This is a genomic window from Terriglobus roseus (genome assembly GCF_900105625.1).
GTDB classification, from domain to species: domain Bacteria; phylum Acidobacteriota; class Terriglobia; order Terriglobales; family Acidobacteriaceae; genus Terriglobus; species Terriglobus roseus_B.
This window is the reverse complement of record NZ_FNSD01000001.1, coordinates 2,964,939-2,977,563: the sequence shown is the minus strand read 5'-3', so window position 1 is coordinate 2,977,563 and position 12,625 is coordinate 2,964,939. Positions and strand designations below refer to the sequence as shown.

Genomic DNA, 12,625 nt, shown 5'->3' with positions numbered 1-12,625 from the left:
CCTGTAATGGATCAGGAGAAATGAAGCATGAGTCTCGCCACCGAAATCGAACTGTTGGAGTCCACGCCCGTACATAAGGGCGTTCAGTTGCCCATCTACATGGACAACCACGCAACTACGGCGCTTGACCCGCGTGTGCTTGAGGCCATGCTGCCGTATATGACCAAGATCTACGGCAACGCCGCCAGCCGCAATCACCAGTTTGGCTGGGAAGCCGAGCAGGGTGTGGACCTGGCGCGTGAGCAGATTGCGAAGCTCATCGGCGCTACGCCGAAGGAGATCATCTTCACCAGCGGCGCCACCGAGGGCAACAACCTTGCCATCAAGGGTGTCGCGGAGATGTACCGCGAAAAGGGCAACCACATTATCACCCAGGTGACCGAGCACAAGGCTGTGCTGGATACCTGCAAGCGCCTGGAAAAGAACGGCTTCAAGGTCACCTACCTGCCCGTGCAGCCTGACGGCCTGGTCTCGGTCGCTGACATCGAAGCAGCCATGACGCCGGAGACGATCCTGGTCACGATCATGTACGCGAACAACGAGATCGGCGTGATCAACCCCATCGCCGAGATCGGCAAGCTCTGCCACGCAAAGGGTGTGCTCTTCCACACGGACGCGGTACAGGCTGTGGGCAAGATCCCGGTCAACGTGCAGACAGACAACATCGACCTGCTGTCGCTTTCCGGCCACAAAATCTACGGACCGAAGGGTGTGGGCGCGCTGTATGTTCGCCGCCGCAGCCCGCGCGTACAGCTGAACGCACAGATCGACGGTGGCGGCCACGAACGCGGTATGCGTTCGGGCACGCTCAACGTCCCCGGCATCGTCGGCTTGGGCAAGGCCTGCGAACTGGCCGGCGAGGAGATGGTTGCTGAGACTGCTCGTCTTACGGGCCTGCGCGACTATCTGCGCAAGCGCCTGGAAGAGAAGATTGATTACACCGCAGTAAACGGCAACATGGACCATCACCTGCCCGGCAACCTGAACATGAGCTTCGTCTACGTCGAGGGCGAGTCGCTCCTGATGGGCATCAACGACATCGCCGTCTCCTCGGGTTCGGCCTGCACCTCGGCCACGCTGGAGCCGTCCTATGTTCTCAAGGCGCTTGGTCTGGGCGATGACGTCGCTCACTCTTCCATCCGCTTCGGCCTTGGCCGCTTCAACACCAAGGAAGAAGTGGATTACGTCGCAGACAAGCTGATCGACACCGTCCTGAAGCTGCGCGAATTGTCGCCGCTGTACGAGATGGTGAAGGAAGGCATCGACCTGACCAAGATCGAGTGGACCGCTCACTAAGGAGTCCCGATGAAGGAGCCGACGGGCAAGACATGGCTATCCACGATGTTGTTCACCTGGATCTCCAGCATGGCCGCCGGCTACTTCTTCAGCACGCCTCTGACCTGGCGTGAGGCTTTGAAGACGTTCAATTATTCCGTCGCGTTTGCGACACTGGTTTGGCTTTTCGCCCTGGTTCGATGGAACCGGGCAATCATCAAGGGTTAGCATCCGGCAGGGATTTGCACTGAAATCTGACCGGCAAGCATCTAATTAACGCATTCGCTCAACAGGAGACGAACATGGCATATAGCGATAAGGTTGTTGATCACTACGAAAATCCCCGCAACGTCGGCACGCTCGACAAGAGCTCGTCCGAAGTTGGCACCGGCCTCGTCGGCGCTCCTGAGTGCGGCGACGTCATGCGCCTTCAAATCAAGGTGAACCCGGATACCCAGGTTATCGAAGACGCGAAGTTTAAGACCTTCGGCTGCGGCTCTGCCATCGCTTCCTCGTCGCTCGCGACCGAGTGGGTGAAGGGCAAGACGGTCGCCGAGGCTCTCGCAATCTCGAACACCGAGATCGTGAAGGAACTCGCTCTTCCCCCCGTCAAGATCCACTGCTCGGTTCTGGCGGAAGACGCCATCCGCGCTGCGATCGGCGACTGGAAGAAGAAGAACAATGTCGCCGAGACGGAGTCTGCGCTCGTCGGCGCATCCGCGTAAGCTCACTGTACCTGCAACGCGCAGAGGTGGTGCCGCCGATACTTGGCGAAGCCCTCTGCGCGTTGCCGTTTGTTTCACCCGCTTTCTGAAGCTCGTATGAGAGATCTCCGCTCAGCCACGCAATGCATTGCACTCGCCGCCCTCCTTTCGGTGAGCTCCGCCCCCTTGACCGCGCAGCAGATTGTCCAGCGTGGCGCCTTGGGAGCGCCGGCCCAGGTATTGGATGAGACAGACCAGTGGACTGCGCCGCTGCTGCTGGCGGAAGATCACGATGTATCCATCTACATGCCGGATATCTCAACGCCGCAGTGGCTGCAAAGTAACTACGGGAGTTACGTAAACAGGGGCACCTATGTGCTTTCTCTGTTCACCTTCTACCGCACACCGGCTGCCTGCCGAGCGAACCAGGTAGCCTGGGGATTGGGCGATGCCGCACACCTGGATGCCTGCCTCGACACAGGCTATCGGGCGCGCCGTGCTCTTATCGACCCGCAATCGAAGTCGGTCACCTTGCAGGCGGCAGTGATGGTCGATCAAAGCGGTAATGTTCAGCCGTCCACGTTGCGGGATGATCCTTTCTTCCGCACATGGGACCAGTTGGACAGCAACACACAGCTCGCGCTCAAAAAGGCAGATGAATTCGTCTCTCGACAGATGAAGATCTACGACGCCAAACAGCGTAGCCTGCACTAAGTAAAGGAACAGTCATGTCCGTAGTCGGCATCAGCACCACCACCAGCAACGAGATGAGCGCGCCTGCACCGCAGGCCGGCGCCCCTGTATATTCCAGCCCCATCGCTCCTCCAGTTTCCGCACCCGCAGACAATGCGAAGGCGCAGAACATTCAGGTGACCGAAAAGGCGTTGAAGCGCATCCGCGCTGCCATGGCGAAAGAGAACGTCAACGGCGAGCAGGGTGGCCTGCGCGTCGGTATCACCGGCGGCGGCTGCAGCGGCCTGAGCTACAACATCCGCTTCGATTCGCAGCCGCGCGAGCGGGACCGCGTTTATGTCTACAGCCAGGATGGCGACAAGGTACAGATCTTCGTTGACCCAAAAAGCTTCCTGTACCTCAGCGGCATGACCCTCGACTTTGAAGAGACGCTGATGCGCCAGGGCTTCAACTTCATCAATCCGCACAGCACCAAGAGCTGCGGCTGCGGTTCATCCTTTACGGCGTAACGCGGGAACGTCCGCTACTCTGCTGTGGTTGGTCCAATCATCTGCAGGACCGGCTCTACGGACTCTGCAGGGAATCCACCCACGCGCGCATGCTGACGGATAGTTTCCGCATCGGGCGCGATGTAGACGCAATACATCTTGTTTGGGGTAACGAACGACTCCAGCCATTGAATCTTCGGCCCCATACTCTGCAGCACGCCACACGAAGTTTGCGACATCGCCTTCAGCTGATCCGCAGACAGATCACCCAGGCCGGGAACGTTACGTTCTATGACAAATTTAGGCATAGGGAGCACTCCTTGCTTGATTTGGCCGCAATGATAGCAAGCCCCGGAGATGCGGTCTGTTCATCGACGAGTCCACCGCAAAAGATTTGAATATTCTTCTGCCGCCTCTTCAAGATGAGGGAGGCCTGCGACTGGAGTACCTCGAAACCGCCAGCCATAAGGGACTCTGCGTACCCACGCGCTTCTATCTCATGAAGGACGCCCATGGTGTTGCGGTAGGCGACATCAATCTGCGACTACATTCCACGCAGCAGATCCTGCTCTATGGGGGGCATATCGGCTACACGGTGTACCCGCAGTTTCGCGGTGAGCACTATGCTGCGCGCGCGGTTCGCCTGCTGATTCCTGGGGCACGCGGCTTCGGGATCGATCCCCTATGGATCACTACAGACCCGGAGAATACGGCATCTCGCCGCACCTGTGAGCTTGCCGGGGCGGTCTACGTTGAGACGATTCAAATTCTTTACCATCAGGCGATTTTTCCTGAGGGCCGCCCCTGCAAATGCCGCTACCGGCTATCGACCGCGCATGAATCCAAAGCGCAGAAAGTACCATCGGAACAACCATGACGTACTTCGAAGTCTTCAGTCTTCCTCACAAACTCGCGCTCGACACCGCCGCCCTTGAGAAGAGCTTTTACAAGCTCTCACGCGAGTTTCATCCCGACCGCTTCGCTTCGAAGCCAGCAGCAGAGCAGGCTGAAGCGACGGAGAAGTCGTCCCTGCTGAACGATGCTTACCGCGCGCTGCGTGATCCCATTCGCCGCACGGAGTATCTGCTGGAGCTTGAGGGCGTGGAACTGGAGGAGCAGTCCGTCAAGGCGACCGAGTCGGCCCGTGCCTCCGGGACGCAGAAGAAGCAGATCGTTCCGCCCGATCTTCTGGAAGAGGCTTTCGAGCTGAACATGGCGCTGGAAGAGATGAAGATGGCAAAGAAGATGGGCGATGATGACCCGCAGCTTCGTAAGGATCTCGAGGCCGCGAAGACCAACTTCACCGGCATGCTGGATGCCGCAGGTAAAGAGCTTGAAGCGCTGTGGACCAGTTGGGACGCGGCTGTGGACAGCGGCGACGATGGCGCGAAGGATGCCGCAAAGGACGAGATGGTGGCGCTGCTGAACCGCCGAAGCTATCTGCGGAACCTGGTCCGTGACGTGAACGCCGCGCTGGACTAGCTAGCTGCGTGGCGTCTGCCAGGGCTGCGTGTGTTCGATGCGTTGCGCGAAGCGCTTGCGGGCGGCCTCGATCTCATCGCGATTCTTCTCTGCCCAGATCCAGACACCACAGAAGGCCGCGCTCAGGCCTGTACCCAGCTGCGTCAGTTCGTACTCGACACGCGGCGGTATCACCGGGAAGACCGTGCGCAGCAGCAGCCCGTCACTCTCCATCTGTCGCAGCGTCTTGGTCAACATCTTCTGGCTGACGCCCTTTAATTCTGCCGCGAGCTCTGTGAAGCGAAGGCGTCCGTGCTCCTGGAGAGCCTCCAGCGCCAGCATGGTCCACTTGTCCGCGACGCGGCCGATGATCTCGCTCACCAGGGCGTCGAGCGAGGCGTTACCCTCACCTCCGTCGGGCGGAACGACGGCCTTCGGTTGATCCATCTTCGTTGCAGGCTTCATGCGCACAGTCTATGCCCACGCCGATACTCTCCGGGTGGTAACCATGGCGCGAAAAGGTGCGTACTTCCGCGATTCACGAGCGCATCCTATGCTCGACAACGAGGTGAAAGCACATGCAGATCAAAGACAACACCATTCTCATCACGGGCGGCGGTAGCGGCATCGGACGCGGTCTGGCAGAGGCCTTTCACAAAGAAGGCAATCACGTCATCATTGCGGGTCGCCGTAAGGAAGTTCTGGACGAGGTCGTCGCAGCCAATCCCGGCATGAGCGCGGAAGTGCTGGACATCAACAGCGCGGAAGCCATCAAGACCTTTGCTGCTGACCTGATCGCGAAGTATCCGAAGCTGAACACCGTGCTGCACAACGCCGGCATCATGAAGAACGAAGATCTGAAAAAGGGCGAGACCGAAGACGCCGAGGCGACGATCGCTACGAACCTGCTTGGTCCAATCCGTCTCAACTCGGCGTTGCTGCCACACCTGTTGCAGCAAACCTCAGCCACTGTGATGACGGTGACCTCGGGCCTAGCGTATGTTCCGCTCTCCATGACACCGACGTACTGTGCGACCAAGGCTGCGATCCACTCTTATACTCTTTCGCTGCGCTTCCAGCTGCAGGGCACGGGCGTACAAGTGATTGAGATCATCCCCCCATACGTGCAGACAGAGCTGATGGGCGACCGTCAGAAGAACGACCCCATGGCGATGCCGCTGGCCGACTACCTGCGCGAAACCTTCGCCGTGTTGCGCGATCAGCCAGAGGTGAAAGAAGTCGTCATCGACCGCGTGAAGCCGCTGCGCACCGCACCGGAGAGCGGTGACTTCGAAAACTTCTTCAATACCTTTAACCAGCGCATGATCGCCGCCCGCCCGAACGGATAGGCACAACGCACGAAGCAGGCTCGACAGGAATGTCGCGCCTGCCTCCATTGCTGCGTGCAGATCGTTCTGATTGGTCTCGTGCAGTCCTGAGCAAAGCAACGCAGCCAAAAGCATCGTTCTTCCTCTACGATTGCGTTTCAGAAGAAATCAGGGGAGAGACAGAATGATCAAGAGTGTCATGGTTGCGGCTTTGGCTCTGGGCATGGTCGCAGGTGCAGCGCGAGCATCGGAGCCAGACGGACTGATGCTGCCCACGGGCTTTCATGCCACGGTTGTGGCCGAGGGATTAGGTCCAGTTCGCCATCTGACAGTCCGCGACAATGGCGATATCTATGTCTCTACACGGCATCCGCGCAATCAGCCTTCGACGGGCATCATTGCATTGCGACTGGGATCGAATCATAAGGCTGTGCAAACGGAGCATTTCAGCACCGTTGATCAGGCGACCGGTATCCGCATGTACAAGGGCGCGTTGTACGCCGCATCGCCCACGGCAATCTACCGCTTTCCTTTGGATGGAAATGCACTTGTGCCTTCGGCGGCACCGCAAACCGTGGTCGATGGTCTGACGGTCACATCGAACCACGTCTTCGCCTTCGACGGGAAAGGCGGCCTGTTTGTCGCGTTCGACGGAGCGAACATCTGCGCCGACCCCGCGGCCCCCAGAGACAGCAAACCAGTCGGACTAAAGCCTTGCCCAGCCCTCACGACGAAAGCCGGCATCTGGCGCTTCGATGACTCCAGGCTGAATCAGAAGTTCAGCGACGGCGAACGCTTTGCCACCGGCATCCGCGATATGTCCGCACTGGACTGGCGCGCAGGCGACGCTTTGTATGGCGGCACACATGGTCGCGACGGCACACATGCCATGTTCCCTGAGGTGGTCAGCGCGACAGAGGACGAGGCTATTCCCGACGAGCTGTTCCGTATCGAAAAGGCAACGGACATGGGCTGGCCCTACACGTACTACGACGGCGCGCGTCAGAAGCGCATTCTCGCACCCGAGTACGGGGGCGACGGGAAAGCTTCGCCCTCGGAGGGCACTTACGCGAAACCTGTCGCAGCGTTCTTCCAGCCTCGCCGTCCCGCACTGCTGGACCTGGTCGTCTACAACGGCAAACGGTTCCCTGCCATGTACCGCAGCGGCATCTTCGTTGCCATGCATGGCGGCGCCGATGCGGACGCGACCCCGGAGGGGCAGGCTGGCTACAACATCGTGTTCGTCCCCATGAAGAACAATCAGGCAGGCAAACCCGTGGTGTTTGCCGATGGCTTTGCCGGGCCGCTGCCGAGTGACAAAAATCTGAAGAGCGCCGCCTACCGACCGGTCGGCGTGGCGGTAGGACCCGACGGCGCGCTGTATGTCGCAGACTCCAACAAAGGACGGATTTGGCGTATTGCTTACGGCGAAAAACCGTAGCGGTCGTCTCAGACGTCACGCAAGGTTAGGCGGGTACGGTCCACGGATCGTACTCGCCGACGGACCACAGATGCCCATCGGGATCCCGAACAGTAAAGGCCTGACCGCCATAATCCATGGTCCGCAGCGGCAACACCACCTCTGCACCGGCTGACAGCGCCTGCTGCCACACGGGCGTGCAGTCCTTCACGATCAGGTACACGCTGCTGGTGTTCTTTCCACCGACCTCTGAAGGCAGTGCCATCACGTTGGCCAGCTGCCGATTGTGGCCGGCGGTACCGACCATCAGCATGCCATTTCCCAGCAGCAACTCGGCGTGTTCGACGATACCGTCCGCGGTCCGGTAGACGGCATGCTCGGTAAATCCGAGCGCAGCCTTCAACCACTCGATGCCGGCGTTCGCGTCGCGGCATAAAACACTGGGGATGATGGTCACGGTCTGCCCGGGAATGCTCATGCGCAGCATCCTAACCCCACTGCTTATTCACTGACTACATCCACGATGAGACAATGAAGAGTCGCGTGGAAGTGCGTCTTTCGCGCATCCGCGAGCATCCGAAAGAGAGTCATGGCAGAACAAAATCGCGTCGTCGGCATTGATCTTGGCACCACAAACTCGCTGGTCGCTTTCCTTGAGGGTGGCACTCCCGTTGTGATCCCGGGTGAAGACGGATCGTCTCTGGTCCCCAGCGTCGTCGCCATTTCCGGCGACACCATCACCGTTGGCAATGGAGCGCGCGGCACACTGCTGACGCAGCCTGGCAACGCCGTCTACAGCGCGAAGCGCCTGATGGGCCGCGGCATCAACGATGTACGCGATGAGCTCGCGATGTTCCCGTTCCAGGTAGTTGAAGGACAAGATGCGGACGGCGCTTTGAAGTTGAAGGTGGGCAACCGGACCCTGACGCCGCCGGAGATCTCCGCGCTGGTACTGGGCCAGTTGAAGAAGAACGCGGAACGTTTCTTCGGTTTCCCCGTCACCCGCGCCGTCATCACCGTACCCGCGTACTTCAACGATGCGCAGCGCCAGGCGACGAAGGATGCGGGCCGCATCGCCGGACTGGACGTCCTGCGCCTGGTGAATGAGCCCACAGCCGCAGCGCTCGCCTATGGTCTGGACCGCGAGAAGGAAGGCACCGTTGCGGTGTATGACTTCGGCGGCGGCACCTTTGATGTGTCGATCCTGAAGCTGCACGATGGCATCTTCGAGGTCATCAGTACCAATGGCGATACGCACCTGGGCGGCGACGACATCGACAACCTGCTGATGCACATCGCGCTCGACGAGATTGCGAATGACCTCAGCCTCCCCGCTACCCCCGAGAACGTTCAGGCCGTGCGCAAGGCTGTCATCGAGGTCAAGATCGAGCTGTCCGCGGCTGCCTCGGCGAAGTTCGACCTGGCACTTACGGACGGCAAGCGGTACCAGCGCGAGATCACGCGCGAGCAGTTTGAGCAGTTAATTGCACCGGTCATCGCCCGCACCGCCGCACCTGCGAAGCAGGCATTGAAGGACGCAGGCATCACGCCAGAGCAGATCGATGAGGTCGTCCTTGTCGGCGGATCGACACGTATTCCGGCGGTTCGCAAGCTGGTCGACGAGGTGTTTACGCTGTCGGCCCGTGGCAAGAACGCGCACACCGAACTGAACCCCGATGAAGTCGTCGCGCTCGGTGCGGCCGTACAGGCCGACATTCTGGCGGGTGGCTCCGCCGCAACGAATGAGCTCCTGCTGCTCGACGTCACACCGCTTTCCCTTGGCATCGAGGCCCTCGGAGGCGTGGTCGCAAAGATCATTCAGCGCAATAGCACCATTCCCGCATCGGCGACGGAACACTTCACCACCGGCGTCGACGGCCAGACCAACGTGGCCATCCATGTCGTTCAGGGTGAGCGCGAACTCGCGAAGGATTGCCGCTCACTCGCCCGCTTTGACCTGAAGAACATCCCACCCATGACCGCGGGGCTACCGCGCATTGAGGTAAAGTTCCTGATCGATGCCAACGGCATTCTGCAGGTCAGTGCGCGCGAACAGCGTAGCGGACAGGCCGCTGAGGTGGAAGTGAAGCCGAGCTACGGCCTGACCGACGACCAGGTGGAGGAGATGATCCTCGCCTCGTTCGATCACGCCGAGGACGACCTGAACCAGCGCCAGTTGATTGAGGCGACCAACGAAGCCAACACCATCAAGGAAGCGGTCGAGAAGGGTCAGAAGCACCCGGCCTGGCAGCAGCTCACACCGGATGAGATCGAGAAGATCCATGCGGCGCAACTGGAGCTCGATGCGAGCATCCGCGGCCAGGATTACAAGGTGATTCGCGCCGCCATCGATCGCCTGGACAAGGCAACGACTCGCTTCGCAGAACTCATGATGGATACCGCCGTATCGTCTGCATTGACGGGTAAGACCATGGGCGCAGCGGGTGATGACATGGGCGAAGGCCCAAGCGCGCCGCATCCGTTTGCACCGGCACAGATCGACGAGAGCAAGGCGAAATAAACTTACCAACCCATCGTTCCGGGCGGTCCCTTGAAGGGGCCGCGCACCTGCGACGTGATCCATCCGCCATAGAAGTCGCCAGGCTGCGGCTTAACTACCTCTCCATCGACAGAACACTCGTCGACGATACCGGCGTAAAACGCCAGGTGGTCTTTTAAAGCGGCGTAAGATCCGGCCGGGTTCGCATAGCTCCACGCCGCGCTCCGAACCGTGACATCGCCGATCACGATATCCCAGTAGGTTGCCAATCCCTTCCACTCGCAGAAGCTGCTCCGCCGCTCCGACCGGAGGACGTGCGACATCGCGATATCAGCCTGCGGAAGGTAGTACACGGGCGGATGACTCGTCTCCAGGATCCGAAGCGCACGGGTCGTATCGGCCAGTACGATTCCCTGGTGCACGATGCGTAGATGTCGCGACGTCGGCTCCATCCGCGGTGGTCTCGGATAGTCCCATACTGATTCCGGCTCGGTCTTGTTGATCACTTCGCATCGCTCCCAAACGGTCACATATTGAGACGCGCCACGCACGTAGACTGCGCATGTACGGGTGATGCCATGAACAGTGCAGACAAGCGTTTGAACGAGATGAACCGGCTCAGCGATATGGGCCACTTTCCCGCGTTGGTGAATGCAGGAGCAACACTGAACATCCTGTTAACGATTGGCATAACGTGGTGGCTGCAGCCACGTCATCCGCAGGCCTATGCGCCTATGCTGTGGATCGCACTGGTACTGATTCTGAATCTGACGCCGGTCGTGCTTCTGCGCCTCACCATCACAAGGGCTACGACCTATCCCCGCCTGCGCGAGATGAACTTCGTGCGTGATCAGCACAAGTTTTCTGACTGGGTGTATGTCGCGGCGTCCGCGAACATGGCGTTCTGGGTGCTGGGATCATGGGCGATGTCTTCGATCTCGCATCGCCCTGCCAGGTTGGCAGCATTGGAGCTGATCGCTTTCGTTGCGACGTTCTCGCCGGTGCTGCTCCGTACGGCACGCAGAAGCAGCACTGGCGAACGCCTGTTTAACTAACCTCGAGTCCGCCTGTTGCGCCGTAGACCTCACCGGTCACGTAGCTCGACTCCTGGGAAGCAAGCAGCACATAGAGCGGAGCCATCTCTACCGGTTGGCCGGGACGTTTCATCGGCGTCTCGCTGCCGAATTCCGGAATCTTCTTGTCGGGCTGTCCACCGCTTGTCTGCAGCGGAGTCCAAACGGGTCCCGGCGCCACGCAGTTCACGCGGATACCGTCCTCCGCAACCTGCCGCGCCAGCGCCCGTGTGAAGGCGAGAATCGCGGCCTTGGTCGGCGCGTAATCCAGCAGGCTAGGGCTGGGATGCGTCGCCTGGATGGATGCTGTCGTGATGATGGAACCGCCCGGCGGCATCAGCGGCAGGGCCGCCTTCACCGTCCAGAACAATGAGAAGACGTTGACGCGATACGTCTGCTCAAACTGCTCGGTCGTGATGTCCGCAATCTTCTCGGTCGCATGCTGCTTACCCGCAACGCACGCCAGGATGTCGAGACCGCCCAGCTGCTTGTGCGCCTGCTTCACCATCGCGACGCAGAAGGCTTCGTCACGTAAATCGCCCGGAATCGCGACGGCCTTGCGACCCGCCTTCTCAATCAGCGCGATGGTCTCCTTCGCGTCCTCTTCCTCTTCGGGCAGATAGTTGATGGCAACATCCGCACCTTCGCGCGCAAAGGCGATCGCGGCTGCGCGGCCGATGCCGCTATCACCACCAGTCACGAGGGCCTTGCGATGCGGGAGACGTCCGTTGCCTTTGTAGCTCTTTTCGCCGTGGTCCGGCTTCGGCATCATCTCGGCGGCTATGCCAGGGACAGCCTGCGGCTGGTGCTTGAATTTCGGCTGCGGGTACTGCTTCGTTGGGTCCTGCAACTTATACAGATCAGACATGACTTCGATCTTCCTTCCGGCACATGGGGAGTGCGCTTTCAAGCCAATAAGATGCCGCCGCAACGTGTCTTCTGTGCCTGCGTGGCGGGCACTGGCGGGCTGTTCGATAGAATGAATTGCGAGAGCAAAATTATGTCTGAGCACACCCTCGAACTACCCGAAGTCGACCTTTCGAAGCCGCCCGCGGAGAATATCGTCCGCGTGACCTTTCAACCGGAGAACAAGACGGTCGAGTTCCCCTTCGGATCGCTGCCGTACGACGGCCACGGCCAGCCCATGAGTCTGCTTGACGTTGCCGAAAACTACGGCATCTTCATGGATCACGCCTGCGGCGGCGTCTGCGCCTGCACCACTTGCCACGTCTACGTGAAGCAGGGCGAGAAGGGCCTGAACGATCCGGAAGATGACGAGCTCGATCGAATCGACCTTGCCGCCGGGCCGCAGACGAACTCGCGACTGGGCTGCCAGGCTGTCATCACCGAGCCCGGCACGTATCTCGTCGAGATCCCCGCCTGGAACCGCAACTACGTACAGGAAGGCAAGCCTGCTGCAGTGCTCGCCTCTGGTAAGGAGTAACGATGCCCTTTGAATTCGGATGGGAAGACACCGAGGAGATCGGCATCCAGTTGCAGGAGAAGTATCCGGAGATCGACCCGCTCACGGTCCGCTTCACCGACATGCACAAGTACATCACCGGCCTGACCGGTTTTACAGGCGATCCGGCCAAGTCGAATGAGGGCTTGTTGGAAGCGATCCAGATGGCCTGGCTCGACGAATACAACGACGCCAAGTAAGTGACTGCGAATGTCAGCGAG

General features: G+C 59.9%; 18 protein-coding genes. 13 read left to right on the top strand and 5 right to left on the bottom strand.

What is annotated here, in order from left to right:
* Positions 1-27: 27 nt before the first annotated feature.
* The 5 genes from BLW03_RS12235 (at position 28) to BLW03_RS12215 (ending at position 3,181) form a co-directional block, all read left to right on the top strand.
* Positions 28-1,296, top strand: a complete 1,269-nt coding sequence (locus BLW03_RS12235; RefSeq protein ID WP_074654341.1) for an IscS subfamily cysteine desulfurase — start codon at positions 28-30, stop codon at positions 1,294-1,296.
* Positions 1,297-1,305: 9 nt separating this feature from the next.
* Positions 1,306-1,503: a hypothetical protein gene (locus tag BLW03_RS12230; RefSeq protein ID WP_074654340.1), complete on the top strand. Its 198-nt coding sequence runs from the start codon at positions 1,306-1,308 to the stop codon at positions 1,501-1,503.
* A gap of 74 nt (positions 1,504-1,577) precedes the next feature.
* Positions 1,578-2,000, top strand: a complete 423-nt coding sequence (gene iscU, locus BLW03_RS12225) for a Fe-S cluster assembly scaffold IscU (protein ID WP_074654339.1) — start codon at positions 1,578-1,580, stop codon at positions 1,998-2,000.
* 150 nt (positions 2,001-2,150) lie between these two features.
* Positions 2,151-2,693, top strand: coding sequence for a hypothetical protein (locus BLW03_RS12220; protein WP_244502062.1), 543 nt, complete (start codon positions 2,151-2,153; stop codon positions 2,691-2,693).
* Between the two features lie 14 nt (positions 2,694-2,707).
* Positions 2,708-3,181 (top strand): HesB/IscA family protein, encoded by a 474-nt coding sequence (locus BLW03_RS12215; protein WP_074654337.1) that lies wholly within the window; start codon positions 2,708-2,710, stop codon positions 3,179-3,181.
* Positions 3,182-3,195: 14 nt separating this feature from the next.
* Here BLW03_RS12215 and BLW03_RS12210 read toward each other — a convergent pair whose 3' ends face one another.
* On the bottom strand, positions 3,196-3,468 hold the full coding sequence (locus BLW03_RS12210; protein ID WP_074654336.1) for a DUF4242 domain-containing protein: 273 nt from the start codon (positions 3,466-3,468) through the stop codon (positions 3,196-3,198).
* Between the two features lie 86 nt (positions 3,469-3,554).
* Between BLW03_RS12210 and BLW03_RS12205 the strand changes: the two genes are divergently transcribed.
* Complete coding sequence (locus BLW03_RS12205) at positions 3,555-4,037, top strand: GNAT family N-acetyltransferase (RefSeq protein ID WP_244502061.1); 483 nt, start codon at positions 3,555-3,557, stop codon at positions 4,035-4,037.
* On the top strand, positions 4,034-4,642 hold the full coding sequence (gene hscB / locus BLW03_RS12200; RefSeq protein ID WP_074654335.1) for a Fe-S protein assembly co-chaperone HscB: 609 nt from the start codon (positions 4,034-4,036) through the stop codon (positions 4,640-4,642). Before BLW03_RS12205 ends, hscB begins: the two co-directional genes overlap by 4 nt.
* Here hscB and BLW03_RS12195 read toward each other — a convergent pair whose 3' ends face one another.
* The gene (locus BLW03_RS12195) at positions 4,643-5,086 is read right to left on the bottom strand and encodes a winged helix-turn-helix transcriptional regulator (RefSeq protein ID WP_074654334.1); all 444 of its coding nucleotides are present in this window, start codon (positions 5,084-5,086) and stop codon (positions 4,643-4,645) included. It abuts the gene before it with no gap.
* A gap of 113 nt (positions 5,087-5,199) precedes the next feature.
* Here BLW03_RS12195 and BLW03_RS12190 point away from each other — a divergent pair, with 113 nt between their 5' ends.
* Together BLW03_RS12190 and BLW03_RS12185 are read left to right on the top strand one after the other, a co-directional pair.
* Positions 5,200-5,970, top strand: coding sequence for an SDR family oxidoreductase (locus tag BLW03_RS12190; protein WP_074654333.1), 771 nt, complete (start codon positions 5,200-5,202; stop codon positions 5,968-5,970).
* A gap of 163 nt (positions 5,971-6,133) precedes the next feature.
* On the top strand, positions 6,134-7,390 hold the full coding sequence (locus BLW03_RS12185) for a PQQ-dependent sugar dehydrogenase (protein ID WP_074654332.1): 1,257 nt from the start codon (positions 6,134-6,136) through the stop codon (positions 7,388-7,390).
* Between the two features lie 25 nt (positions 7,391-7,415).
* Here the strand turns inward: BLW03_RS12185 and BLW03_RS12180 are convergent, their stop codons facing one another.
* Positions 7,416-7,847: a VOC family protein gene (locus BLW03_RS12180; RefSeq protein ID WP_074655975.1), complete on the bottom strand. Its 432-nt coding sequence runs from the start codon at positions 7,845-7,847 to the stop codon at positions 7,416-7,418.
* A gap of 111 nt (positions 7,848-7,958) precedes the next feature.
* Between BLW03_RS12180 and hscA the strand changes: the two genes are divergently transcribed.
* Positions 7,959-9,890 (top strand): Fe-S protein assembly chaperone HscA, encoded by a 1,932-nt coding sequence (gene hscA, locus BLW03_RS12175; RefSeq protein WP_074654331.1) that lies wholly within the window; start codon positions 7,959-7,961, stop codon positions 9,888-9,890.
* Positions 9,891-9,892: 2 nt separating this feature from the next.
* Here hscA and BLW03_RS12170 read toward each other — a convergent pair whose 3' ends face one another.
* On the bottom strand, positions 9,893-10,375 hold the full coding sequence (locus BLW03_RS12170) for a DUF427 domain-containing protein (RefSeq protein ID WP_074655974.1): 483 nt from the start codon (positions 10,373-10,375) through the stop codon (positions 9,893-9,895).
* Positions 10,376-10,447: 72 nt separating this feature from the next.
* Here BLW03_RS12170 and BLW03_RS12165 point away from each other — a divergent pair, with 72 nt between their 5' ends.
* Complete coding sequence (locus BLW03_RS12165) at positions 10,448-10,924, top strand: hypothetical protein (protein ID WP_074654330.1); 477 nt, start codon at positions 10,448-10,450, stop codon at positions 10,922-10,924.
* Here BLW03_RS12165 and BLW03_RS12160 read toward each other — a convergent pair.
* A complete protein-coding gene (locus BLW03_RS12160; RefSeq protein WP_074654329.1) occupies positions 10,917-11,810 on the bottom strand; it encodes an SDR family oxidoreductase in 894 nt (297 codons plus the stop codon). The two genes, BLW03_RS12165 and BLW03_RS12160, sit on opposite strands and share 8 nt — an antisense overlap.
* A gap of 132 nt (positions 11,811-11,942) precedes the next feature.
* Between BLW03_RS12160 and BLW03_RS12155 the strand changes: the two genes are divergently transcribed.
* The gene (locus BLW03_RS12155; protein ID WP_074654328.1) at positions 11,943-12,386 is read left to right on the top strand and encodes a 2Fe-2S iron-sulfur cluster-binding protein; all 444 of its coding nucleotides are present in this window, start codon (positions 11,943-11,945) and stop codon (positions 12,384-12,386) included.
* 2 nt (positions 12,387-12,388) lie between these two features.
* Positions 12,389-12,604 carry a Fe-S cluster assembly protein IscX gene (gene iscX, locus BLW03_RS12150; RefSeq protein WP_074654327.1) on the top strand — a complete coding sequence of 72 codons (216 nt, stop codon included), beginning with the start codon at positions 12,389-12,391 and terminating at the stop codon, positions 12,602-12,604.
* Positions 12,605-12,625 lie beyond the last annotated feature (21 nt).